Annotated in this window: 24 protein-coding genes and 1 riboswitch; of the genes, 19 read left to right on the forward strand and 5 right to left on the reverse strand. The window is 43.3% G+C overall.

Annotated features, from left to right (window positions below):
- The first annotated feature begins 24 nt into the window (after nt 1-24).
- Nucleotides 25-408: a hypothetical protein gene (locus tag ACDJ58_RS12615; RefSeq protein WP_413378359.1), complete on the forward strand. Its 384-nt coding sequence runs from the start codon at nt 25-27 to the stop codon at nt 406-408.
- A gap of 146 nt (nt 409-554) precedes the next feature.
- On the opposite strand, the gene ACDJ58_RS12620 is transcribed toward ACDJ58_RS12615, so the two are convergent.
- Complete coding sequence (locus tag ACDJ58_RS12620) at nt 555-2,060, reverse strand: MFS transporter (RefSeq protein WP_413378361.1); 1,506 nt, start codon at nt 2,058-2,060, stop codon at nt 555-557.
- Between the two features lie 112 nt (nt 2,061-2,172).
- Between ACDJ58_RS12620 and ACDJ58_RS12625 the strand changes: the two genes are divergently transcribed.
- The 11 genes from ACDJ58_RS12625 to ACDJ58_RS12675 all read left to right on the forward strand — a co-directional run bounded on the left by ACDJ58_RS12625 (nt 2,173) and on the right by ACDJ58_RS12675 (nt 15,011).
- Complete coding sequence (locus ACDJ58_RS12625; protein ID WP_413378363.1) at nt 2,173-3,009, forward strand: MerR family transcriptional regulator; 837 nt, start codon at nt 2,173-2,175, stop codon at nt 3,007-3,009.
- A 35-nt stretch (nt 3,010-3,044) separates the two neighbouring features.
- A complete protein-coding gene (locus tag ACDJ58_RS12630) occupies nt 3,045-3,581 on the forward strand; it encodes a GNAT family N-acetyltransferase (RefSeq protein ID WP_413378365.1) in 537 nt (178 codons plus the stop codon).
- 330 nt (nt 3,582-3,911) lie between these two features.
- Complete coding sequence (locus tag ACDJ58_RS12635) at nt 3,912-5,612, forward strand: NAD-dependent malic enzyme (RefSeq protein WP_413378367.1); 1,701 nt, start codon at nt 3,912-3,914, stop codon at nt 5,610-5,612.
- A 542-nt stretch (nt 5,613-6,154) separates the two neighbouring features.
- Complete coding sequence (locus ACDJ58_RS12640) at nt 6,155-7,633, forward strand: Lsa family ABC-F type ribosomal protection protein (protein ID WP_413378369.1); 1,479 nt, start codon at nt 6,155-6,157, stop codon at nt 7,631-7,633.
- Between the two features lie 224 nt (nt 7,634-7,857).
- Entirely contained in the window at nt 7,858-8,424 is a 567-nt protein-coding gene (locus ACDJ58_RS12645) for a TetR/AcrR family transcriptional regulator (RefSeq protein WP_063565199.1), read from the forward strand.
- A 349-nt stretch (nt 8,425-8,773) separates the two neighbouring features.
- The gene (locus tag ACDJ58_RS12650) at nt 8,774-9,928 is read left to right on the forward strand and encodes a glycosyltransferase family 2 protein (protein WP_090949691.1); all 1,155 of its coding nucleotides are present in this window, start codon (nt 8,774-8,776) and stop codon (nt 9,926-9,928) included.
- Between the two features lie 33 nt (nt 9,929-9,961).
- Nucleotides 9,962-11,242: an aminotransferase class III-fold pyridoxal phosphate-dependent enzyme gene (locus ACDJ58_RS12655; RefSeq protein ID WP_413378372.1), complete on the forward strand. Its 1,281-nt coding sequence runs from the start codon at nt 9,962-9,964 to the stop codon at nt 11,240-11,242.
- 60 nt (nt 11,243-11,302) lie between these two features.
- The gene (locus ACDJ58_RS12660) at nt 11,303-12,334 is read left to right on the forward strand and encodes a zinc-dependent alcohol dehydrogenase (RefSeq protein ID WP_413378374.1); all 1,032 of its coding nucleotides are present in this window, start codon (nt 11,303-11,305) and stop codon (nt 12,332-12,334) included.
- Nucleotides 12,335-12,418: 84 nt separating this feature from the next.
- On the forward strand, nt 12,419-13,663 hold the full coding sequence (locus ACDJ58_RS12665) for an MFS transporter (protein ID WP_413378376.1): 1,245 nt from the start codon (nt 12,419-12,421) through the stop codon (nt 13,661-13,663).
- Nucleotides 13,664-13,728: 65 nt separating this feature from the next.
- A complete protein-coding gene (locus ACDJ58_RS12670; protein ID WP_413378378.1) occupies nt 13,729-14,322 on the forward strand; it encodes a DUF1349 domain-containing protein in 594 nt (197 codons plus the stop codon).
- A gap of 47 nt (nt 14,323-14,369) precedes the next feature.
- Entirely contained in the window at nt 14,370-15,011 is a 642-nt protein-coding gene (locus ACDJ58_RS12675; protein ID WP_175382711.1) for an HAD family hydrolase, read from the forward strand.
- Here ACDJ58_RS12675 and ACDJ58_RS12680 read toward each other — a convergent pair.
- Nucleotides 15,008-15,823: an AraC family transcriptional regulator gene (locus ACDJ58_RS12680; RefSeq protein ID WP_413378380.1), complete on the reverse strand. Its 816-nt coding sequence runs from the start codon at nt 15,821-15,823 to the stop codon at nt 15,008-15,010. The genes ACDJ58_RS12675 and ACDJ58_RS12680 overlap by 4 nt on opposite strands.
- Before the next feature lie 241 nt (nt 15,824-16,064).
- Between ACDJ58_RS12680 and ACDJ58_RS12685 the strand changes: the two genes are divergently transcribed.
- The 5 genes from ACDJ58_RS12685 (at nt 16,065) to ACDJ58_RS12705 (ending at nt 19,954) form a co-directional block, all read left to right on the forward strand.
- A complete protein-coding gene (locus ACDJ58_RS12685) occupies nt 16,065-17,195 on the forward strand; it encodes an NAD(P)/FAD-dependent oxidoreductase (protein ID WP_413378382.1) in 1,131 nt (376 codons plus the stop codon).
- Between the two features lie 8 nt (nt 17,196-17,203).
- Nucleotides 17,204-17,494 carry a hypothetical protein gene (locus tag ACDJ58_RS12690; RefSeq protein WP_413378384.1) on the forward strand — a complete coding sequence of 97 codons (291 nt, stop codon included), beginning with the start codon at nt 17,204-17,206 and terminating at the stop codon, nt 17,492-17,494.
- A gap of 46 nt (nt 17,495-17,540) precedes the next feature.
- Nucleotides 17,541-17,639, forward strand: a riboswitch (TPP riboswitch).
- 117 nt (nt 17,640-17,756) lie between these two features.
- Nucleotides 17,757-18,428, forward strand: a complete 672-nt coding sequence (tenA, locus tag ACDJ58_RS12695; protein WP_413378386.1) for a thiaminase II — start codon at nt 17,757-17,759, stop codon at nt 18,426-18,428.
- 43 nt (nt 18,429-18,471) lie between these two features.
- Entirely contained in the window at nt 18,472-19,005 is a 534-nt protein-coding gene (locus ACDJ58_RS12700; RefSeq protein ID WP_413378388.1) for a GNAT family N-acetyltransferase, read from the forward strand.
- 49 nt (nt 19,006-19,054) lie between these two features.
- The gene (locus ACDJ58_RS12705; protein ID WP_413378390.1) at nt 19,055-19,954 is read left to right on the forward strand and encodes a TetR/AcrR family transcriptional regulator; all 900 of its coding nucleotides are present in this window, start codon (nt 19,055-19,057) and stop codon (nt 19,952-19,954) included.
- A 166-nt stretch (nt 19,955-20,120) separates the two neighbouring features.
- Here ACDJ58_RS12705 and ACDJ58_RS12710 read toward each other — a convergent pair whose 3' ends face one another.
- Entirely contained in the window at nt 20,121-21,560 is a 1,440-nt protein-coding gene (locus ACDJ58_RS12710) for a DHA2 family efflux MFS transporter permease subunit (protein ID WP_413379647.1), read from the reverse strand.
- Between the two features lie 281 nt (nt 21,561-21,841).
- Between ACDJ58_RS12710 and ACDJ58_RS12715 the strand changes: the two genes are divergently transcribed.
- Nucleotides 21,842-22,447: a TetR/AcrR family transcriptional regulator C-terminal domain-containing protein gene (locus ACDJ58_RS12715; protein WP_413378392.1), complete on the forward strand. Its 606-nt coding sequence runs from the start codon at nt 21,842-21,844 to the stop codon at nt 22,445-22,447.
- A gap of 68 nt (nt 22,448-22,515) precedes the next feature.
- Here ACDJ58_RS12715 and ACDJ58_RS12720 read toward each other — a convergent pair whose 3' ends face one another.
- Complete coding sequence (locus ACDJ58_RS12720; protein WP_413378395.1) at nt 22,516-23,175, reverse strand: hypothetical protein; 660 nt, start codon at nt 23,173-23,175, stop codon at nt 22,516-22,518.
- 451 nt (nt 23,176-23,626) lie between these two features.
- On the opposite strand from ACDJ58_RS12720, the gene ACDJ58_RS12725 reads away from it, so the two are divergent.
- Nucleotides 23,627-24,859, forward strand: coding sequence for a cytochrome P450 (locus tag ACDJ58_RS12725; protein ID WP_413378397.1), 1,233 nt, complete (start codon nt 23,627-23,629; stop codon nt 24,857-24,859).
- A gap of 229 nt (nt 24,860-25,088) precedes the next feature.
- Here the strand turns inward: ACDJ58_RS12725 and ACDJ58_RS12730 are convergent, their stop codons facing one another.
- The gene (locus ACDJ58_RS12730) at nt 25,089-25,364 is read right to left on the reverse strand and encodes a hypothetical protein (RefSeq protein WP_413378399.1); all 276 of its coding nucleotides are present in this window, start codon (nt 25,362-25,364) and stop codon (nt 25,089-25,091) included.
- Nucleotides 25,365-25,503 lie beyond the last annotated feature (139 nt).

Genomic DNA, 25,503 nt, shown 5'->3' on the forward strand with positions numbered 1-25,503 from the left:
AAGTTTCAATAAAAGGAGGCCATTATGTCGACTACATTAATTGCTATTGTTGCTGTTATTGGCTTTGGGCTGATAACAGGCACAATCACTATGATTATGATATTTAAACTGCTCCATAACAATAAACAGAAACAGCACCTTCGAAAAAGCATTTTAATGGAGGGAATTCCCGCAGAGGCGATTATTCATGACATTACACAAACTTCATCCAGTATGGATGGAAGGCCGGGAGTGCGACTGGATTTGACCGTAACCCAAGTTGACGGCCGTACCTTTCCCACGATTGTAGAGACATATATCCCGGTTACACATATTCCCCAATTCCAGAAAGGAAGTGTCGTTCACGTAAGATACATAGCAAACGGAAATGAACGAAAAGTTGAGGTAGAGGATGCTTATGTTCCTTAGGTGAGTAATCAATCCTCTTCTTTTGACAAATTTCTAACGACCAGAAAAATAGCAAACATACCGATTAAAATAATAATTCCATTTATTATTGGAAACCACATGATCGTATATACCTCGCTTCATTTCATGAAATGAATTACATTGCATTATGTTTCAACACCGTTTCTTTTTGAGCGTTTTAAACGCAAGGCTACCCAGCTCATGATCAGAGCAGCAACGAGTAAAAATAAAGTTATCCCTGCAATGACCACAAAGAAGGATTGGTCAAAAGCAGCAAAGGCGGCAAGTTTGAGTGACTCCGCAGACTCAGTAGGTAAACTTTCGGCAGCGAGAAGAGCTTCATCTAGACTGTCCTTCACATTAGCTGGCACATTAATCCCCACAGGAATCCTCATAGCAAGCGTGTATACAAGGGTAGACATGCTCCCAATGATGGCAATACCTGATGCTCCACCCAGCTCATAACCCACTTCCTCAATCGATGCTGCCATACCGGCTTTGTGCGGAGGTGCATAACTCATAATGGAATGGGATGCTGCGGTCATGCCTGCGCCAAGACCTGCGCCAAGTAGTGCTAAACCGAGGATCTGTCCAGTAAACCCTGCATTGAACTGCATCAGATATATCCCTATGCCCAGACCGGCGATCAAGAGAGAGAGACTTTTGATATATACGACATCTACACGATGCATGATGGAACCGACAATAGGGCCAGCAATGAGTGCTGCAACGGGTATAGATAAGGTAAAAAGTCCCGCTTGAAGCGGTGACATGCCCTCCACAAGTTGAAGGCGTTGAGTGACCATATATTGCACACCCATTTGCGCAAACAAACCGACCAGTGCGGTGATAAAGCCGGTGCTGAATCTTGGTATTTTGAATAAGGACAGATCCAAAAGCGGGTTGGTGCTGTTATTTTGACGGCGAATAAAGATGATAAGGGACAGCACACCTATTATTGCAGCGATACTGGCTAATGTCAGAGATCCTTCGCGTCTTGTGAATTCCTTGATGGAATAGATGATTCCCACCATGGCGATCATAATCTGAATGGAACTGGTGAAATCCCACTTTTTCGACGCATCACCTTGATGTTTAGGAATCATTTTTAAGGCGAAAACAAACGCGAGAATGGCAATGGGAAGGTTAATCAGAAACACAGAACCCCACCAGAAGTGTTGAAGAAGCAGCCCGCCGACAATCGGACCCAGTCCCGCACCACCTGATGCAATGGAGCCCCAAATGCCGATCGCGAGTGCAAGTTCTCGTTCATTCGTAAAGGTAACCCTGATGATCGACAATGTCGCTGGCATCATCATGGATGCGCCAACTGCAAGAAGAATTCTACTCATGACCAGTACAGCAGGTACTGGAGAAAAGGCAGCAGTAAGAGAAGCGACAGAAAATACGAGCAATCCCAGGGTGAATATTATCTTATGACCAAGACGGTCCCCAAGCGTTCCCATTGCAGGCAGAAGCCCCGCCATGACGAGGGAGTAACCGTTCAGAATCCATAATTTTTCTGAGGCTGACGCACCTAAATCATGGGTTAAGCTAGGTAAAGCAGTGTATAGGATGGTCATGTCCATCACAATTAGTAATAGTGCACTTGATACAATAACAAGAATCATCCAACGTTTTAACTTTGACATGTTTCCCTCCAACAATATATATAGATAACTTGCATTTTCAAACCATAAACTATAGGGTAACCCTATAGTCAAATTTACTTTTGAACCATAGATTCTAGCGGAGGCATGTACAATGTCGGGAAACCATACACAACAATTTACTACCAGTGAATTTGCAAAAATCTGCGGAGTCACTAAACATACTTTATTTCATTATGATGAGATTGGACTGTTAAAGCCGGAGTTTACGAATTCCAACGGTTACCGTTATTACGGTATTCAGCAAACCTATGTACTTGATGTAATCCATGTGCTGAAGAAGGCGGGAAGCTCTCTCGAGGAAATTAAGTCTTTTATTCAAAATCAAAATACGCCTTTATTAATCGAGCTGTTTCAACAGAAAGTGAAGGAACTGGAGCGAGAACAACTCCGAATCAAACGTATGCAAAAGCTCTTGAATGGTGCCATTGTCATGACACGGCAAGCTATGAGTGCTTCATATGAAGGTCTGGCTTTTGAAGAATGCGAGAAAGAATATTTTATTGCCGTTCAACTGGAACGGGGGGATGGAGACAAGGAGTTTTCCCGCAAGTTTGTCGAATATCGAAACCATTGCGAAGAGCGAATGATCGAATATGAGTTTCCGGTATGGACTGTAGTTTGTCAGGAGAGTTTTGAGACGGGACACTTCTATCCGGACTACTTTTGCAACCAAATAAAAGCACCGATTCCTGGCGAAGCGATGCTAGTCAAGCCCAAAGGATTGTATGCTGTCATGAATCATCGAGGATCATATGAAAGCATGCCCAAAACGTATCTAATCATCAAAGAGTATATAGAACGTGAGGGATTTGAGATCTGTGGAAACGTGTATGCCATGGATCTGCTCAGTTATTTTGCGGAAAATAATCCGGATGAGTATATCATCAAGATATACGTAGAAGTGTGTAAGGTTGCAGAGACGAAATAAAGAACAGAAATCGATTTAATCAAGGGGGATATTTTTTGAAATTAATTAAAGCTTATGATATGGATTTGAACGAAGAATGGTCAACGCTTCTTCAGGAATTGCTTGTTGCCAGTTTTCCAGAGGTTTATCCGAAAGACCGATTGTATTTCAAGCAAATTCCACATTGCAGAATATTAGCATTCACTTCAGATAATCAACTGATTGGGCATGTAGGATTAGATTACAGAATAATGAATTTAAATGGAAATGCAATAAAAGTCCTAGGGATCATTGATCTGTGTGTTTCCATTACACATCGCTCTCAAGGAATCGGTTCCTTTTTGCTAGCGGAAGTGGAGAAGCTGTCTAAAGGGCATATTGATTTTGTGCTATTATTTGCTGATCAAGAGGACTTGTATAGCAAAAATGGATTCAAAACGGTTAACAACACATGTAAGTGGTTGAAAATTGACCATGAGACCTTAACTACAATTGGAGTTGGAATTCAGAAGGTCGAGGGGTTGATGGTTAGAGAAGTCGGAACCATGTCATGGAGTGAAGGAGAACTCGATTTTTTAGGCTATTTGTACTGAGTACAAATAGCACTCAACCAAAAAGAATGAGCAATACTTGTGCCCACATAAAAGGTGGTAGAGCCACGAAGTTTCGTGGCTTTTTTGTATTCCAAAAGAATCTGTTTATAAAATGAATTTGTTGAAAAATGACAAAGTGATAAATTTTATTTATCGAAATGAAATTGAATTTCATTCATGAAAGTTTCATGAGTTCGTTTACATGCCATAGAAAATATTTTATAATTGTCATCGGAAGAACTATAACTAACCAAAAGTTATTAAGTGTTAAAAGGAAATTAAAAAGGCGTTAAAACGTCAAGAGACATCATGAAAGAAGGCAATTAGTAAATGAACTCATTTTTTGTAGATTCCAATGGAAACTTAAAAACCTCTTTGAAAGGTAAGGATGTTCTGTCCAATCCCATGTTGAACAAGGGTACTGCCTTTAACGAAGAAGAAAGAAGAGAGCTTAACCTGAATGGCATCTTGCCACCGATGGTTTTAAATATTGAAGAACAAGTGAGTCGAGTATATCAGCAATTGCAGAATGAATCGGATAATTTGCGGAAAAGCATCATGCTTAGTGATTTGTTCAACCGAAATATTGTACTCTTTTACCGTCTAATGAAGGATCATCTTAGTGAAATGCTGCCGATTGTGTATACACCTACGGTTGGCCAAGCTATTCAGGAATATAGCAATCAGTATCACAGACCTGGTGGTTTATATTTATCCATTAATGATATGGACGGGCTGGAGGAAGCCTTCCGTAACAGTGGTTTACACGCTGGAAATGTAGATTTGATTGTTGTGACCGACTCGGAAAGTATTCTGGGCATCGGAGACTGGGGCGTTGGCGGCATTAATATTGCGATTGGTAAACTCGCGGTATACACAGCAGCCGTAGGCGTTGATCCAAGCCGCGTTTTGCCTGTCGTGCTTGACGTCGGAACCAATAATCCCAAACTGCTGAATGACCCATTGTATGTGGGCAACCGTCATGAACGGATTCGCGGGGAAAAATATGATCAATTTATCGAAGCCTTTGTGAAAGAAACAACAAAGTGGTTCCCGGATATCCTGCTTCACTGGGAAGACTTGGGCAGCGTGAATGCCAGAAATATTATACAGAAATATGGGGAAGAACTGCTTACGTTTAATGATGATATTCAGGGAACGGGTGCGGTAACGCTTGCGGCAATCATGTCCGGAGTTCAAGTGACGGGTGTGCCTCTTCGTGAGCATCGTGTCCTTGTATTTGGTCCAGGGGCCGCTGGTATTGGTAACGCGGATCAGATTCTTGACGCCATGATGGAAGAAGGGCTTGAGAGGGAGGAAGCGGAGAACCGGTTCTGGGCTTTCGATTACCGCGGAATCCTTACCGATGAGACGGAAGGTCTATTTGAATTCCAGAAACCATATGTGCGTAAAGCTGCGGAAGTGAAAGATTGGGCATTGAATGAGCAGGGACAGGTCAGTTTGCTGGAAGCTGTGAAACAAATCAAACCAACGATTCTGATCGGCACTTCTGGTGTGACAGGTGCCTTTAATGAACAAGTTATCAAAGAAATGGCGAAGCATGTGGAACGTCCAATCATTATGCCAATGTCCAACCCGACTTCGCTTGCCGAAGCAGCACCAAGAAGTCTGATTGAATGGACGGATGGCAAAGCATTGATTGCAACAGGCAGTCCATTTGAATCTGTCATGTTTAATGACACTTTATATGAAATTGGTCAATCCAATAATGCTTTTGTGTTCCCTGGTTTGGGCCTGGGAGCGATTGTTGCAAAAGCATCGAAGTTCACCAAAAACATGTTCACCGCAGCTGCAGTGGCCGTAGCTAATTCGGTAGACTCCTCTGCACCAGGTGCTCCACTTCTGCCAAGAGTGAAAGAGCTGCATGCTGTTTCGTACAAAGTTGCAGTGGCAGTCGCCAAGGCGGCAGTGGAAGATGGCGTTGCGCGTGTAGAGCTGAAAGACGTTGAAGAGGCGGTAAAAGCTGCCATGTGGCATCCGGTGTACAAACCGCTGTATGCGGCCGTTTAATAATTGAAATAAATTAAATACAGCGCATGGTGACTATAAATCCATGAGGGTCGGGTGGAAGGTGGAGTTTAAAAGGGATCGACATGATTTCTCGCCTTGACCCATGGTTGTATTCCATGTTAAGTTTCTGGTATTAAATTATTGAGCTTTTAAAGGGGGATAGAGCGATGACTGAATTAGAGGTTGTAGATGTTTATGTGAACCTGTCAACGAACATGAACACTGACATGGTTCACAACATAACTAATCAGAATCCGGCACTTTATCCTTCTATGCATAGATCATCTTGGCGTTAAATTTTTGGACGCCAGGTTTCTTTATCGTATAGTCAGGTTGATGTAACGCAAAAAAGCACCGGTGAATGGGGGCTTTTTTGCGTTTTTTCATTTGAGGATATTCTAATCACTATGACAGAAGGAATGTGTCATTCATTCAAGGGCGGACTGAAATTCTGATTATGTTCAAATATAAAGTGAGGGACCATGTCGTGGTAAATATCCCGTCGGTTAACTTTTATATTTCACATAAAAAGGATGATCTTCATGTCTTTAATCAACGTTACCAACCTAACCTTTGCCTATGATGGCAGTTACGATAATATATTTGAAAATGTGAGTTTTCAGCTGGACTCCGATTGGAAATTGGGTTTCACCGGAAGGAACGGCAGAGGCAAAACGACATTCCTCAATCTGCTGCTTGGTAAATATGAATACAGCGGAACTATTTCTGCGAATGTCAGCTTTGAGTACTTTCCTTTTCAGGTTGAGAATAAAGGAGCTATGACCCTCGATGTCATTGAAGAGGTCTATCCTGAATATTTGCACTGGCAGCTTGTGCGAGAGCTTAACCTGTTAAAAGTTTCGGAAGATATTTTGTATCGACCTTTCGATTCCTTATCAAACGGAGAACAAACGAAGTTGATGCTGGCTGCGTTGTTCCTGAAGGATAATCGATTTTTGCTCATTGATGAACCTACCAATCATCTCGACATTCATGCGAGAAAACTCGTCAGTAATTATCTTCGCAGCAAAAGTGGATTTATTCTGGTGTCGCATGATCGATCCTTTCTGGATAACAGCGTAGACCACATCCTGTCCATCAATAAAAATAACATTGAGATTCAGAGAGGGAACTTCTCCGCTTGGTGGGAAAATAAACAAAGGCAAGATCAGTTTGAACTTGCAAGTAATGAGAAATTAATAAAGGACATCAAGCGTTTGTCCGATTCTTCCAAACGGACGGGTGGATGGTCGCATGAAGTGGAAAGAACCAAAAATGGAACGAGAAATTCCGGTTCAAAGGTGGATAAAGGCTATATTGGACACAAGGCTGCCAAAATGATGAAACGTTCCAAAAATATCGAGCAGAGGCAGCAATCCGCCATCCAAGAAAAGTCCAAACTGCTCAAAAATATTGAAAATGCAGAACGCCTCCAGATTCATCAACTGGATTTTCACAAGAAAGAACTCGTCGAATTGGAACATGTATCGATTGCATACGACTCCAATACGGTATGTAAGGACGTCAGTTTCACAGTTGAAAAAGGCGATCGTATTGCGCTTTATGGTAAAAACGGATCTGGAAAATCAAGCATCCTTAAATTGATTTGTGATGAGAATATCCCATATACAGGCCTTTTTCGAAAGGATCATCAGGTTAAGATCTCGTATGTGTCACAGGATACGTCTGATCTCGGAGGCCATTTATCGGATTATGCTGTCACGCAGGGAATCGATGAAAGCCTGTTTAAATCCATACTAAGAAAGCTTGATTTTTCCAGACTGCAATTGGAGAAAGATATTTCGACGTTTAGCGCTGGCCAAAAAAAGAAGGTTCTGATTGCCAAAAGTCTGAGTGAGAAAGCTCATTTGCACGTTTGGGATGAACCTCTCAATTTTGTAGATGTCATTTCTCGCATGCAAATTGAAGAGTTGCTGCTGGAGTACTCCCCGACCCTTCTGTTTGTAGAGCATGACAGTGAATTTTGCGCAAATATTGCAACGAGAATTATCGAGCTATAAGCAAAAGGAAAGATAAAAGATATAAATTCTAAGAGCCGCCGCTTGGCGGCTTTTAATCATTACATCTATCTTTGCAATACATAACCCATCATAGGTGATGCTTGTTACGTGTTCAGCCATCGGAATTGTGAGCAACTATGCTATAATTTTAAAGTCACATTCCAATCAAATGATGGATCATTGAATCAATTTATAGAATAAACTCCGCAAGAGGTGTAAACCCGTTGAAAAAAGAAATGACATCGATGAAGCAAACAAGACTTAACTCGATTCTGGACGAAGCAACCAAACTGCTGATTGAAAAGCCCAATGCATCCATGAATGATATCGCAGACTCTGCAAAAATCGGCATTGCGACTCTTCATCGTTACGTGGAGAGTCGCGAACAATTAATGGTTTATCTGGGCTTGCGTGCGATTGAGGTGGTAAGTGAGGCCATGCAAAACATTCAGCTGGATGAGGAAAACTGTGAAACATATATTCCGCAATTGATTGAAGTGCTTATTCCGTTAGGAGATAAAATATTCTTCCTTACCCATGATGCAGCTATACACTATAACCCTGAGATTGAGGGAGCAGATTTGAAGCTGAGAGAGCCTATACTGCATGCGGTCAGCTTGTTGCAGCAAAAGAATTATTTTCGTCAGGATGTCAATAAAAACTGGATTGTAGATGTGCTATATTCTATCTTGTTTCTGACGTGGCAGCAGGTTGTAAGTGGTGATATTGCGCGTAAATCAGCAGCTTCTCTGGTTGTGGATACGTTCTATCATGGCTTTAGGGCCAGATAAGTAGCCACTACCTTATAACAACATATAATAATGCAATATAACACCCCATTGTGGAGTCGGTCGTGTCATTGGATACGGACTCACTTTGGAGGTGTTTTTTTTGCGTGGAGAGCTATCAGCGATACTTGAAAGGCGCATATTTTCTTTTCAGTACATATTCAAATTTTAACAGAGTTCAGAATTTAAGATTTCAAACTTACAAAAAATGATATAAATTTCTAGTAGATTCAAATCATTACCAAATTAAGACAGTGAATTTGCGACAAGGAGGTCGATAATCTGCACTGAACGCGATACCGTTTCAACTCGCTTTTGCACTCATTCCATCATATCCAACAGGAGGGATTCCATGCTTTACACCATTATTGTGCCAGTTAACCAGGACTATAACATTTTGAACCTTTTCACGGACTCATTGCTACGGACAGTAAGCCCGTCCACTCAAATCATTTTTATTAACGATGGTTCTGGTTCTGCTGTCTTACAACATTTGGAGAAACTGAAACAAGAGGTTAGAGAAGGTGTAACGATTGAAATTCTTCAGCATGATTTTCCACTCGGTTGTGCTGTATCAATCAATAGCGCGCTTCGGCGAGCAGAGGGAGATTATATTTTCTTCCTGGATTCCGATACGATCCTTCAACCGAACTGGCAATCAATGATGAAAGAGACGATGGACAGCGACATTACGATCGGTATGATTGGCGGTGTTCTGCTCTATCCGCAAACGGGAGGTGTGCAGCATTGTGGTATTGCATTTGCCGATACAATTGGCCGCCACTTATTTCTGAACGCTTCGCCTGAAGACATTCCGAAGGAAACATTTTCAGTTCAGCTTGTCGTATTCGCCATGTTTGGTATGAAGAGGGAAGTGTATGAAACGGTAGGCGAACTGGATGAGAAGTTCTTCAACGGTTATGAGGATTTTGATTATCAGATGCGAGCACGGGCAGCCGGATATGATACGGTTATTAATCCGAATATTCTCGCCTATCACTGGGAACGGAGCAGTGGCATTCATCGCAACTTCAACCGGAAAAACAATCTGGCACGTTTCTGGAAAAAGTGGGGTGGGGAAATTGAGGCCGATGTTTGGCCATTCGTATTCGGTCATCTGAAAGAACAGCTGGATAGTCAGAGTGAATATCAGCATCTGCCGATCGTTGGTATTGATCTTGCAGAAGTTCGCAGTGACGCGGATACGTTCTGGACCAAGCTGGAGGAAGCTGACATTGCACCTGTTGCTGAGGTACGTGACTATTCCAACCGTTTTAACTCTAATGGAGCTATCTGGCTGCCGCAGGTTCTGGGCAAGGAGCTGATTCATAGCGAGAACCGATTGTTGTTTCTGGTGGACAATTTCGCTCGTTTGCTAGAAAACCGTTACTGGATCGAGATGAGACATGCTCATCGAGCCAAAGATCTGATTATTGATCTGTATGGCAATGTCATTACCATGGATCGTATATATGATGGCTGCTGGCCAGGCTCCAAAGTTCGCTAACTCACAAACCAAGTAAACAGGGAGGAACCAAAGGTGAAATCAAAAGAGAGCACGCTGGATCGTGCCGTAAGGTTTACCCGGAATCTGGAGTGGTTGGAACATGTCGAAAAGGTAATTCCGAGCGGATGCAGTACGTTAGCCAAAGCACCAGAACGATTATTTCCGGGATATACACCCGTATGCTGCGCAGAAGCACGCAATTCCCGTTTTATAGATATCGATGGAAATGAATGGTTGGATTGTGAGATGGCCATGGGTACGGCGCCATGGGGACATGCACGGCACGAAGTTCAATTAACCGTCATCCATCAGCTGAAAAAAGGGACAAGTTATTCTATTCCTGCTGACATTGAACTTGAATGCGCTGAATTGATTTTGGAGCGGTTTGAAGGTCGCTACCCCTCATTGCGATTCACCAAAAGCGGCGCCGATGCCGTCAGTGGAGCCGTACGTCTGGCTCGTGCTGGAAGTGGCAAAAGCAGGGTCATCGCGACTGCCTATCATGGGTGGCATGACTGGTCTGCCTATGGGTACTATGGCCGCGAAACGAAAGAGCGAGGCATCCCCGTGGATATCGAACGCACAACAATCTGGATAGATAAGCCCTCACCAGAGCGTATCGAGGCCCAAATCCAATCCTCTCCCGAGGATATCGCCTGCATTGTCCTTTGTCCGAATGAATGGAAACGTGACCCATTGGCGCAAGTTGTATCCCTATGTCGGTCATTGGATATCATTGTCATATTTGATGAAGTCACCTCCGGCATTCGAATGGGCAAGCAAGCTACAGCTGGGGAGTATGACATCTGGCCGGATCTGCTTTGTATTTCCAAAGGCATGGCGAATGGACTGCCACTCGCAGCCGTGATGGGACCGGAACATCTGATGTCGTTATCAGGTCAGGTCAGATTCAGCAACGCGCATTCCAGCGAGACCACTGCACTCGCGGCAGCGATTGCATGTGAGAGATTGATGAAAAGCGCTAAAGTATGGCCTAGCTGGCGCGAGGCTACTATTCGGATTATGGATTTGATTGAAGCTGAACTCGTACTTCTTGGATTAACCGATCAATTGGTGTTGAAGGGTACCTATGCGAGCTTCTCCATTAGCTCTATTTCGGAGGAAAACTTTCATACCGATCCTTTCCGAGAGTTTATGGTCAAACGAATGGCCCACTTCGGAATTTTTACCAAAGGGTACTTTATATTCTCAGATGCTCATACCCGGGATGAATTGTTGTGGGTGGAGGAAGCTCTCTTGCAGACACTTTCCGACTGGAAAGAAATGCTGAAACAGGAACACCTTTCGAATTGAGATTTACGAAAACGTTTAAAATTTTATTCAAATAAGAACATCGACTAGGAGGAATATTCAATGAAAGCACTCGTATATCAGGATCTTAAAAAGGTGACTTACCAGGATATTGAGGAGCCAACCATACAAAAGCCAAACCAGGTAAAAATTAAAATCTATGGTTCAGGCATCTGCGGTACAGACCTGAATATTGTCAAAGGCAAAGTGCCGGCGAATAAAGGAACGATTATTGGTCATGAAGGTGTAGGTACAGTGGTTGAGGTGGGCGACGAAGTTCGTGGTTTCAAGATAGGTGATCGGGTATTGGTTGATCCCACGCAATCTTGCGGTACCTGCTCCTATTGTCGTGAAGGTCTTTTCATCTATTGCGAGAATTTTGATGACTATCAAGTAGGCATGACTACTCACGGAACCTTTGCCGAATTCTTTGTTGGGGACGAGAAGTATATCTATGCCATCCCGGATTCCATGAGCTGGGAAACGGCCATGATGATCGAACCACTGGGATGTGTTCTGCAGACATTCATGAAAGCAGGAGTCAAGCCGAGTGACTCGGTACTCGTCCTTGGTTCCGGTGCAATCGGTTCCCTGTGTCAGCTTGTGAGCAAAAGATTGGCAAGACTTACAGTAGGTACGGAAGTCGATCCATACCGCAAAGAGTTCGCTTCAGAGATTGCGGATCATGTGTTCTATCCTCAGGAACTGACGCTCGATAAAGTATACGAGATTAATAATAAGAAGAAGTTCGATATTGTGGTGGACGCGGTTGGTAACCAGCTTCATGTAGGATTTGAGATGATTGCCAAAGGCGGCAAGATCATCCCTATGGGTTATGACGACAGCTATGAGGTGACGTTCAAATCAACTGCCGTGATTAATGATGGCATTAGTATCATTGGTGCGGTAGCTAATCACTCGATGATCAGTACAGCATTGAAATTTGCACAAAGTATTCCGGAACTGGAGCAAATGGTGACATCCACGGAACTGCTGAGTGATTATGAACAGGCATTCAATGGGACAATCGGGTATCATCTGCACACCGGAGAGAAATTGCCCATGAATTCGGTTAAAACAGCTCTGATCTTGTAAGCATGTAGACATTGGCAGGTTCACCGCTGCGAAAACAGGAATTCGCAGCGGTGAAAACCACCGCAGAAATGGGGGAGATATCGATTGAAGCTGCTACAGGATTTGCCGAGAAATCCGCGGTACTCCATCTTACTTGAACCGGTATGGGCCATTCCGGGCACGATTGTTCTTTTTTATGCTCCCTTATATATGAAGGAAGCCGGACTTTCGGATATTGAAATCGGTTTGATCAATTCGGTGAATCTTTATTTTGCCTTTATATTTCAGTTATTTGCGGGTTCAATCACGAATAAGCTTGGTCGCAAGCGAACAACGCTGATCTTTGATCTGATTGCCTGGAGTGTTCCCATGTTCATCTGGGCTTTTTCTCAGAATTTTTGGTTGTTTCTGATCGCTTACCTGCTGAATGCAACCTCCAAATTTGTGACGGTTTCCTTCAACTGTCTAATTATTGAGGATGTTGAAGAACACAAGCGATCCAAGGTATTCGCCATTCTCAACATGATCATTACTGGTGCTGGAGTACTGACACCGATCGCCGGGGTAGTGATTGCCGATTTTGGCATTGTGCCAACACTAGCCAGTATTTATTTTGTCGGTGGCATCCTCATGACCGTAATGTTCTTCATTCGCAACCGATATACGGATGAGACCGCAGTAGGGAAGGAACTTATGGGAATGCATAGCCAGACACGGGTGATACAGAGTCTGGCTTCCAGTCTGCGACTTTTCGGCAAATCGTTCTACAAACGGAGGCTTTTACCGATTATTCTCATCACGGTGCTTTCCAATCTGATCCTGCAGCTGAACTTTTTTCAGGTGATTTTTTTTAAGGAACAGTTAAAATTCAATGATCAGATTATTTCATTTATCCCGGTCGTCACCGCAGTAACCGTCATGCTCTTGTATTTGGTCATTATCCCGCGTCTGAAACGGCGTTCAGAAGAAAAGTATGTCAGTTCCTCGATCATTCTAAGTACAGTGGGTGCAATACTTTTTCTGTTGATCCCTGCGGGGAATATAGCCATGTTATTTCTGACTCTAATTGTACTGGCGGCAGGCAATTTCATCTTGCAAACGTACCGGGACTCACTGCTTATGAACCGATTGGGTACACATGAAAAAGCGGATATGTTCTCGGCTGTGCAGACCGTCATGACGTTAACAGCAATTCCATCAGGTTACCTGACAGGGCTGCTGTATCACTATAATCCCGTGCTGTTGTTCAGTGTCATTCTTGCACTTTACATCGTACTCATGGTCATAATGTTATTCCTCCCTGATCCCCAGAAACACTCCCAAGCGATCAGTACTTACAAAAATATGTAGGAGAAGGGGTTTTCTGTATATCGAACGAATATATAATACAGAAAATGAACCTGGGAGGCAAAGAGATGACAAACGTATTTGCAACAGAAACAAGAAACCAAATGAACTGGATCAATGAGCCGAAGAGCTGGTCTTATACCGATCAAGGAGTTCTGATTGTAGAAGCTCAGGCCGATACGGACTTTTTCCGGGACCCAGCGGGTAAACACATCCGTGCAACTGCGCCATTTCTGTCGATGCCCGTGCCTAACGATTTTGAAATGACGACCCAGCTAACCGTGGACATGAAAAATCAATATGATTCCGGATGTTTGATGGTTATGGCGGATGAACGAAACTGGTGCAAGCTTTGTTTTGAGTATGATGGAAAAGCAGCTACTATTGTGTCGGTGGTGACGAAGGAAGGTTCATCCGACGATTGCAATTCGGTTGAAGTTCCCGTAACGAATCCTTATCTGCGCATACGCAAAGTGGAGGACTGCATTTCATTTTTTTATTCACCCGATGGGGTGGAGTGGAAATTAATCCGATATTTCGGCATGCCGATAGAGGGGGAGATCCGGGCTGGAGTTGTTGGACAGTCACCAGCCGGAACGGGATGCACTTGTCACTTTTTATCGATGAATGTTACCCGTCCGGACGTGACTGCACGCTTTTAAGCCCATCTCCCTGCCAATCGGCTGATCATTGGAGGGAGAAAAGCGGAATGGTAAAAGCCTTTATTTTGGATTTTGATGGACTTATTGTGGACACGGAGACTCCCTGGTTCTATGCTTTTCGCGATATTTATAAAGAGCATGGACTTGAACTTGGCCTGGAGCTTTGGTCGAAAAACGTAGGAACATCGTTTGAAGAATTTCATCCTTTTCTGTACCTGGAGCAAGCGCTGCAAAAACCGATCGATCACGATCATATCAAGTTGCTCTCTGAACAGAAATACGAAGCTTACCTGGGACAGGCAGCAATTCTTCCAGGCGTGCATGAGTTGCTCCAGTCTGCCCGTAAAAAGGGAATTCAACTTGCCGTTGCTTCCAGCTCTACCCGGGATTGGGTTCATGGTTATTTACGTACTCTCGGCATTTTCGAATTATTCGATGTCATTCATACAGCCGAGGACGTCAAGCGGGTCAAACCGGACCCGGAATTGTATCTGCTCGCCTTGGAGAGTCTCGGGATCGGAGCATCCGAAGCGGTTGTGTTCGAAGACTCGCCGAATGGACTGAAGGCAGCCAAAGCCGCGGGGATTCGCTGTGTCATTGTGCCTAACGAGGTAACGCGTAATCTGGAATTCTCGAAGTATGATCTGCGATTAACCTCGCTGGCAGAGATCACGATGGAAATTCTTTAACCCTGGTATTGCTTGCGTAACTCGATAGGGGAGATTCCTTCATATTTTTTGAATACGGATCCAAAATAACTGGCGCTGTTGAAACCAACAGCCCGGGCAATCTCGTGGGCTGTTATTCCGGCGTCATGGACGAGCATTTCCTTGGCTTTCAATAACCGATATCGTGTCAGATAATCAAGCGGAGTCATTTGGAATTCCTTTTTGAATATCCGATTCAAATGCTGCTCGGTGACGTCCATTTGCTGAGCCAGCATGGAGAGCGAGATATCCTGATCATAATTTTGCTTGATAAAAGTAACCAGTCCGCCCAGCTTTAATCGGGCATCCGAGCGTTCATAAGCACCATAACGATCGCCATCAATAGTTAACCTGACTAGAAGCATGTACAGCAATGCGGATACGTGCCAGATCTGATCCTTGTGCCGGGACTGTAGCGCCAACGTTATTTCATGCAACAGGATATGAAGCATTCCATCCGGCTTGAAGGCGCGCAGCTCCCCGATCTGCAAGGTATGCAGAAAGCGGGGCAATAAATAGCCATTAAAGGACAAACAATCGAACAACAATGAATCACTCAGATTGTCGTAACGGTATGTCACCTCCGGGAACATAATAAGAGCTGTTCCTTCCCGAATTGAAAATTCATGATTTTTCGCTGCGATTTTCCCTGTTCCCCCGATACACTGCACAATGCTGTAATCCCGTGAATGGCCGTTCCAATTCATTAATTCATCTACGGTCAGCTGGTTTTGACCTGTAATCATAAGCGGCATATCGGTATCCAGCGAATTCCCCATACTAGGTTTCGGCATCGTTGTGTTATTCCTCATTTCGTTAAAGGTCGTGTGCGTAAATGGCGCGGATACAGAGTTAAAAGAAACTTGTTTTGAATTTTATTACATAAATAACATTAATTTAAACGGTCTATTCAATTCGATAACCTCTCATCGAAAACCTTTTAGGAATATGTATCATAATGTCGATGCCTTGCCATTACCAGACCAAACAGTATACGCTATAATGGATACAGTGATTTAGGAAAGGGATGCAGTCATGAAGAAAGTCATCGTCGTAGGATCAGGAATTCTTGGGGCTTCCACAGCGTATCAATTGGCAAAACGGGATGCGGAAGTTCTTATTATAGACCGGAAAGATCGAGGGCAGGCTACGGATGCTGCTGCCGGGATCATCTGTCCCTGGTTATCTCAGCGCCGCAACCAGGATTGGTATCAGCTCGCCAAGGCAGGTGCACGTTTTTATCCCGGATTGATTGAAGAACTCAAGAGCGAAGGGGAAACAGAGACAGGTTACGCTCAAGTAGGTGCTCTTAGTATTCATACGGATGTGGAGAAAATCAACAAGATGCAGGAGCGGGCACACCTTCGTAAAGAAGATGCACCGGAGATTGCTGATATTACTCGTCTGGATGCAAAAGAAACCCATGAGCGTTTTCCTCTTCTGGAGGAAAATGTTCAGTCAGTCTACATCAGTGGTGCTGCGCGTATCGATGGACGTGCACTGCGTGATGCCTTAATCCGATCCGCACAACGAAATGGAGCGGTCCTGATGGATGGGGAAGCGACACTTCAATATGAATCGGACCGAGTAACTGGAGTGGTTGTTGACGGTAAAGTCATATCGGCTGACGAGGTTATTGTGTGTGCCGGCGCTTGGGCTAATGAACTGTTGAAGCCCTTGGGCATTGATTTTAAGGTTCACTATCAGAAGGCGCAAATTATGCATTTGCAGGTTCATGATCGAGAAGACACTGGGAACTGGCCTGTGGTCATGCCTCCTTCGGATCAATATCTGTTAGCCTTTGATCAACAGAAGATTGTGATCGGGGCGACTCACGAAAATGATATTGAAGGATATGATACAAGAGTAACCGCAGGCGGAATGCAGGAAATTTTGAATAAAGGATTGGAACTGGCTCCCGGTTTAGCTGATAGCACGTTTCTGGAAGTAAGAGTAGGCTTCCGTCCTTTTACACCGGGTTTTCTTCCGGTTATGGGTGCTGTTCCTGGTTGGAATGGCTTGATCACAGCCAACGGGCTTGGAGCGTCCGGTCTAACGATGGGGCCTTTTATTGGAAGTCAACTGGCCAAGTTGGCTCTTGGTATAGATTTGGATATCGATATTCAGCCATATGATCTTGGAAAAGCAATGGATGATCAGAAATGAGGTGAACCATGACGTATTCACAGCGCTTAACTCACGGCAACTCATCAGACATTATTTATCTGGAGCACCAAATTGGCATCGCCGAGGAGGAATTGGCAAAAGCCGAGGAAGAGCGGCGGACATACGAATCGGATTTAGATCAGTTAAGGACATCTCCAGCGTATCGTTCAACTTCTGCAACGAACATCTCGAATGAGCATAAATTGGTGGATGAGTTAAACAAGGTGCAAAGTATGATTAAGACCATCCGCACCCGACTTAAGAACTTGCAAGAAGATTTAGGGGAACTTGAAGATTAATAGGAATGGTTTGACATTTGGAAAAACACATGTTGTAATAAACCTGAGCTATTTGCAGGGGGACTGTTCGCAGTTGAGAAGGTTAAAACCTGACCCTTTGAACCTGTTAGTTAATACTGACGTAGGGAGCAAATGACATGTACTCATGTTATTTTGCCCTTGCCGAAAATAGGACAAGGGCTTTTTGGTTTGCTTTTGGACAGGACGCGATAGCTTGATTTGAAGCTGGGACATTATGATTTTAATAAAAGGAGAAATGATCATGTCATTTTCAAGAACGTTAAAAGATAAGTCCATAACCGTATGGGAAGATGGATACAACCATCCCTTTTTACACGAAATGGGGAAAGGCACACTGGATCAGGAAGCGTTTAAGTTTTATCTTCTTCAGGACTATACATATCTGATTGAATATGCGAAGATTTTTGCCATGGGTGCGGTGAAGGCGACAGATGAAAAACTGATGACGAACTTTACGGTGATTCAACACGCTATTCTATACGAAGAAATGGATTTGCATCGAAATTACATGAATGAATTTGGGATTACGCTGGATGAAAATCATGCTGTCAAACCATCTCTTTACAACAAGGCCTATACGTCGAATATGATGAGTGTTGCACAAACAGGTGGGGTTGCCGAAATCATCGCCGTCATTTTCCCTTGTGCGTGGACGTATTACGACTATGCCACAAGATTAAAAGAACAATATCGAGATTCATTAGAGGGCAATTTCTATCAGACTTGGATCGAAAATTATGCAAGTGATGAATTCCGCGACTCATTCGAATGGTTCTATGATACACTGGATGCATTATGTGAACATAAAACCGAGCAGGAACTGGAGGCCATTGAAGACATATTCAGAAGAAGTGTTGAATTTGAATATCTGTTCTGGGATATGGCTTATAAAAGGCAACTCTCGTACTTCTGATGAATGAAATCTACTACAACCAGAGACAAGGATGAACATACAGATGGGCAATCATGGGGAACGCATCTATTTACGATTTTTGAACGTGGAGGACGCGGCATCACTGCTGGATTTGCAGTTCCGTAACCGGGCTGTTTTCGAAGAAATATCGGCAAGTGAACGATCGGATACATTCTATACATTGGAGGGCCAAGTAGCCCTTCTCGAAGGTTGGAACAAGGCGAGGGAAGAGGGGAAACGGTACTCTTTCGGGATCTTTCTGAACCATACGCATGAGCTTATTGGGGAGATCTCTCTGTTCGAGCTTGAACTGGATTCCACCACCAAATGGATTGTTGGTTATGTGCTCGATCAGGTGCAGAATGGCAAGGGATATATGAGTGAAGCCCTTCAGCTAGCACTGGATTTTGCTATGAATGAAGCGGGCATAAAACGAGTGGAGGCAGGTGCACTTCCCGACAATGCCGGATCGATTCGAGTGCTTCGCAAGGCGGGCTTTCAGGAGACGGACCGGCAGAATATTAAAATCAAGGGGATTTGGAAGGAACATATGATGTTTGCAGTGGATTTGCAATAGGTTATTAGATATCGTAACGTGAACCACCTAAATCATCCAGGGGGAACTTATGAATAAGCGGAAACAAATGTTATTGGACTCAGCGCTTGTACTCTTTGGGAAACATGGAGTGACCAACACCTCCATACAAATGATCTTAGACGAGTCGGGTGTGTCCAAAGGAACATTTTATAAATTCTTTGGCTCGAAGGATGATTGTATTCTTGCCATTCTGGAGCAACGTGTACAGGAAGATATGATGATTCGCAAAGATTTGGAGAGCCAAAGCTATGCTTCTGATTTTGATTTACTGGTGGATCAGATTATGGTGCCGATGATTTTGCCAGAAAAAAAGCTTGTTGTGGAGCTATTCTGGACAGGCTTCTACTCTGGAGAATGCGATCTGAAAAATTTGACTCGCATGCAGTTAAATTGGTTATCTGAACGACTGGTACAGGTATTTGGGAAAGAATTAAAACCTTTTGCTTATGAAGGGGCTATTTTTGGTTTTGGCATGATCCATCAAATCTCGAATATGTGGAGAAACTTCCATCTTGACCAACCGGCTTGGAACCATCTTGTGCCCAAAATCCTGAACTACATTGAAATTTTGCTTCGTTCCATGCTGGAAAGACAGGAGCATATTATTGATTTTTCAAGTCTTTCGATGATCGCTCCTGATTCCAAAGAAATTGCGCTGGATAAAAACAATCTACTTGAAGGTCTTCAGAAATTCAGTCATTCCATTCTCCATTCGGAAGTGTCTATTAAAGCGAAAGAACTGACCAAAGGGCTGCTTGCTTTAGTCGAGCAGAAAGAGATCAATATTTCCATGTTGGAAGTAACTCTACTGGCGTTTCAAACGGAATTTGAATCGGGTTCCGTTCAGTACGAGGCAAGCACGATTGTCAAAGATTGCAGCTCGTATCTCGAACAAATCAGGCAAATTCCGATGGAGAGCACGAAATAAAACGTTAGCGCAGCAGTTCTCACTTCAGTGGAGAGGCTACTGTTCATTGTATTATTAAATACACAAAAAAGCGGCAGATTGGACGTAAAGCTTAGGGTCCTGATCTGCCGCTTTTTGTATAAGATACAATAGGCTCTACATGATGTAATTCATGTAAATGTTATTCTTAATTTGTATTCATCGAGACTTTTTGTCTTACAGGCTGTTTGGAGTCTTCCTCCGTTGCTTGTTTGGTACGTTTAATGAAGAAGGAAAGTAGCAATCCGAGAACAGCAATGCCGATAATGACAACATAAGCATCATTAATTCCCTGGATCATGGATTCCATTCCCAACTGCTGTTGAGTTAAGCCTTTGGCTGCACCTGTTGCAACCATATCCTGTACATGTGCCGTTGTGCGACTGGTCATTACACTCACGAGCAATGAAGTACCCACAGCGCCAGCTACTTGTCTGACGGTGTTGGATATCGCTGTACCGTGTGGTCCTAGTCGTGGTGGCAGTTGATTCAAACCTGCCGTTTGGATTGGCATCATAAGCAGGGCCATACCAATTCGACGACCTGTTGACATTAATACAAGGTAGGTATAACTAGTAGAATCCGTTAGATCGATAAAACCGATGGTGGTTACGATCGTGATAACCATCCCGATAATTGCCAGCCATTTTGCGCCAAACCGGTCAAACAATCTACCCGTTATCGGCATCAGGAAGCCCATGACAAGCGCCCCCGGAAGCAATAATAATCCGGACTCCAATGCAGTGTAACCCCGTGCATTTTGGAGGTATAAAGGAAGCAACATCATATCAGCATACATGATCATCGTGATCGCGATATTAATGATTGTGGTCAGTGAGAACATATTATACTTGAAAGCCCGCAGATCGAGCAGCGGATTTGCAGACGCGAGTTGTCTCCATGTGAACAGTCCAAGAGCAATGACTCCTGCTGCAATGCATATGATTACTTCTGCGCTTGACCATCCCAGACTTCCTGCCCGGCTGAAGCCATACAGCAATGCGCCGAATCCAATCGTGGACAGCAACACGCTGAGTGTGTCGAACTTGAGATTGACTCGTTCCGATACATTTTTGAGATATACAAACGCAAAACCAATAACAATAACGGTTAGTGGGATCATCCCGTAAAACATCGTTTGCCATGTGTAGTTCTCAAGAATATATCCAGCAAGGGTTGGCCCAATCGCTGGAGCGAAAATGATGGCAAAGCCGACCATCCCCATCGCGGCGCCCCTTTTCTCAGGAGTGAACAAGGTAAGAATGACATGCATTAACAATGGCATGATAATACCAGCACCGGCTGCTTGAACCATACGTCCTGTCAACAGTGTACCAAAATTACTCGCAAGGGCAGATATAATCGTACCGATGAGGAAAATAAACATCGAAGCTTGAAATAATTGCCGTGTCGAAAAGCGTTGCATGAAATAGGCCGTGATGGGAATGAGTACACCATTCACCAGCATGTAGCCTGTCGTAAACCATTGGGCTGTTGCTGCTGAGATATTAAAATCACCCATCAGCTCCGGAGTTGCCACACTCATAACGGTTTGGTTCAATGTGGCAAGAAATGCACCCAAAATCATAACAAACAGTATGGGGCCCTTTTTTACGTCATCTCTTTCTTTTAATCTAGCCTGGCTCAATCCATTCCATCCTTTCAATCCACACGTGACTAAATTTACAACGTGTTGTATAGTTTACATTGTATCTATTGAATTATATACATATTCCCGAAGATTACAATTTACGATTTTGGGTATTTTCGTTGCTTATTTTACGAAATAATAAAATATGTCGTCTAATTCGGAAATAAACGACTGATCATTTAAAATTGTAATTTTTAAAATTTGAGGAGTGATATTGTATGAAAAACGAAAAGAAGTCTTCTACAGATCCTCGTATACTTCGCACAAGACAGTTGATTCGTGATGCTTTTGTAGATCTGTTGCAGGAAATGGACATCGAGAAATTGTCCGTCAACCGGATTGCAGAACGAGCGACGATCAACCGTGTGACCTTCTATCTGCATTATCGGGACATCACAGACATGATGGAGAAAATGGCGGACGAGATGATCGAGCACATTGAACGAATTGTGGACGAATATGCTCCTCAATTTGAAGATGCTGCCAAAGACGATGGTTGGCCAGTGCTTGTGAAATTGCTTGAACACTTTGCTGAACATTCCAAATTCTATCGCGTCGTTCTCGCTTCCAGACGAACCCCCATTTTTACGGAGAGGCTCATGAAATTACTAACGACACTCGTTTCGGCCAAGATCGAAAGCTTGGAGCTGGGAAGCTCTCTTTCACAAGCGGGTATTCATAAGGAAATCGCTATCTGGTACAGTTCCTCAGCTCTGATTGGTACCATTGTATCCTGGCTTCGTAATGACATGCCCTATGCACCGCATTTCCTTGCCAAACAGTTCTCTTTAATTCGCGCTTATTCTTACAATGACTTGATATAACAAAAAAACATCCAGCTATAGTCAGACTCAACTATACGCAGATGTCTTTTCAACAGACTATAAATGGGCTAATCTCCTGTCGGAGTTCGTAATATCATATACAGCCCGATGAGTGCTGCCAGAGCACCAAAAATGATGCCTGACAGTCCATTGTAAAATGTAGGATCTCCTTTGTATGAGAATGACATGATCGCAGTTTGTGTTAATGAAAGTGAGATCAATGATGAAGAGAAGTTCGTCAGTTTGATGGCTTCAATGACCGGTTCATTATTCCGTCTCGCCATAATGGCGCCCCCAAGAGATACCGCGATTTCGGTAAAAGTAACGGCAGCTATGATGAAGGCGACATAGTGAGGATAATGTGTTTTGCTGCCTGTAACGAATAATAACTTACTGCAATAAATGATGTACACCGTACTTGAAGCGAGCACAATATTGCCTATAAATCGGTATGCCGCGTATTGTTTTTTTAGGATTTCCTCCGGGCTGGAATCATCAAGATTCGAGTCCTCATGTGCTTTTGCTGCGTAATACTTGGCAACAGCGATGCCAATATTATAAAAGGCGTTAATGCATAAAAAGAAGGAGAGCGTAAAGATTCCTAAAAGTATTTTTCCAACTGCGATAAGGGCATTAAGTGGAATAGATAATTTTGCAAAGTAGATAATGCGATTATTTTTAACTTTAAAGACAGATTCTCCTCTATTCACTGGACGTATCCAATTCACTGTATCCCTCCCGAACGTAACCCCGATGTGCAAAGAATGAGTCTAGTGTTCAAGCATACCATAGTAAACCATATGGTCTACGTATGAGGTTTAGACATGTTCATCCCTGTCTATCTGTAATCCCAGATTAATGATGTTTTCATTTCTTGAGCTTGTTTATTTTGCCCAAAAGTACATAACCCTTAAGAACTTAATTCTCGTCATTAAATATACGAACAGTATAAAAATATACCTTGAATTATCCAGATTATGAATATAGTTCGAAAGTTTCATTCCAAATAATATACGATTAGTATAAAATTGGTTGTGCGCTGAACTGTCAATTCATGTGCCAACAAAGGAGGAATCAAAGGGAGGCGAAGAACTGAAGTGGCGCTGGGGATGATTATCAGAGGCATGGAAGAAATCCCTCTTTCCTTTGGATAAAATAGTTCGAGAGGCGGTGTACTGGATGTACAAAGAAGTGATTCGTGTTCACGATATTACCAATTTCCAGTCCAGATCGGAAGAGTTTTTTCCTCTTCACTGGTTTCGGAAAATGTTGTCAGAGAAACCTGTCTACTATCATGAGGATACGGACACATGGAATGTGTTCAGATATGACGATGTCAAGCAGGTACTAAGCAATCATGAATATTTTTCATCCGAAGGCTCAAGAACAACCATTTCAGTCGGAGCTAAAAACAAGGAAGGCACACCGCCGGACAAAATGAATATTTCGAGCATAGATCCTCCGCGTCATCAAAAAAGCCGTTCGTTGCTCTCAGCTGCTTTTACACCCCGCAGTCTGAAAAACTGGGAGCCACGGATTCGGAACATTGCGAAGCAACTGGTGGAGGATATCGAGCTCAATACAACGATCGACATCGTGCAAGCACTGGCAGCACCATTGCCTTCCATGGTTATGTCTGATTTGTTGGGCATACCGCTGACGGACAGCCACCGCTTCAAAAGTTGGGTAGATATTCTGTTTCAACCCGCCAATAGAGAAAATGCAGAGGAAATGGAACTGAAAAAGCAGGTCGCAGCACAGGAGTATTACCAGTTCCTGTACCCTATTGTCGTTCAGAAACGGACTCAGCCTGGCGACGATATCATTACAGATCTGTTGAAAGTTGATGTGGACGGCGAGAAGTTTTCCGATGATGAGATTGTTCGAACCACCATGCTTTTGCTCGGTGCTGGTATCGAAACAACCAGTCACATGGTATCTAATACATTTTATTCTTTTCTCTATGATGACCCCAACCTGTATGTGCAATTACGAGAGAACCCTGAGCTGATCCCACTTGCGGTGGAAGAGATGCTTCGTTATCGCTTCCATAATGCCAAGCGACATCGGACTGTTAAGAAGGATAATGATCTCTTGGGTGTAGAATTGAAAAAAGGGGATGTCGTTATCTCCTGGATGAGTGCGGCGAATATGGATGAAACCATATTTGAAAATCCGTTCGACTTGAATATTCACCGTCCTAATAACAAAAAACACCTCACCTTTGGGAATGGTCCGCATTTCTGTCTGGGTGCTCCACTGGCGAGAATGGAATTGATTGTTGCTTTGACCGCATTTGTAGAAAGGGTACCTTTCATCGAATCGGTTGAATCATTTGATTTGGAAAATAACCTTACCGTCTCGGCTCCAGGCCAGTCTCTGACGTACTTGCCTGTGAAGATTGTGCAATAGGAGAAAGATTAATATCATACAGTCAATATATAAAAGCCGTGATTGGATGTTTAACAACAAACAATCACGGCTTTTATAACGTTCAAGGTATTTTTCTGTCAGGAAAGAATCGAAAAATAAAACAAGACTGATCAGAACAATGTAGTCTACTCTTACGGTGAGTGAGTAAGCCTTTGATTTGATTTAAAAGAGGGGAAGGGTCATCTCACACATAAGACAAATGAGAAGATCACATTAGAGGAGTTTGCGATGAAGACTCGAAGTGGTCTTCTTTTTGCGACATGTCTCTGTTTCCGTTAGGGACGGAAAACTGCTGAGCGAGAAGCTGCTGTTCCTTGATGAGCAGATCGACTTTATGGTGCAGATGGTCCAATTGTTTGTTGTAATGCTTGTAGGTATAGAAACCAATAACAGCCTTAATTGCGAAGAAAATGACAGCTGCCGCAATAATCAATATATAGTTAGAAGCAATATGCCTGATCCAACTGTTGATTTCACTTATCACGTATAACCTTCCTTTCGCAAGAAATGCAGATTACTTCTATTCATTGCCTATACTATAGGAAAGATTACGTGGAAAATGTTCTCAAATGATTTCTTTCGCAAGCAGGATGGAACATGGCAACATTGTGTTTATTCCTGTT

It is taken from the genome of Paenibacillus taichungensis (assembly GCF_047302525.1).
Taxonomy (GTDB): Bacteria; Bacillota; Bacilli; order Paenibacillales; family Paenibacillaceae; genus Paenibacillus; species Paenibacillus taichungensis_B.